We start from the raw sequence: 296 nt of genomic DNA on the forward strand, positions 1-296 counted from the left end.
GTCAGGGCCGTCAATGTCAGCCAGCAAGGCCGCGACGGCCTGGCCCTGCTCAAGGCCTTGGCACAAGAACAAGATCTTCTGGTTGGAGCCGGAAATGTGCAGACCTACGAACAAGCCAGGCAGGCAATCCAGGGCGGTGCAGAATTTGTATTCTCCCCTCTCTTTGACGAGCGCATGATTGAATTGTGCCACAGCCGCTCAATTCCCATCTTTCCGGTCACCACCCAGGCAAATTTAGCCGCTTTGCATCAACTGAATGTGCTCGGTTGCTATCCAGTGGAAGAACTTGGGGGCCT

Annotated in this window: 1 pseudogene; it reads left to right on the forward strand. The window is 55.4% G+C overall.

The annotated features are described in order from the left end of the window. A pseudogene (locus tag B3F49_RS07510) lies at window positions 1-296 on the forward strand (hypothetical protein); the annotation flags it as partial.

Origin of the sequence: Sphaerochaeta sp. UBA5836 (genome assembly GCF_002432845.1) — a bacterium.
Lineage (GTDB): Bacteria > Spirochaetota > Spirochaetia > Sphaerochaetales > Sphaerochaetaceae > Sphaerochaeta.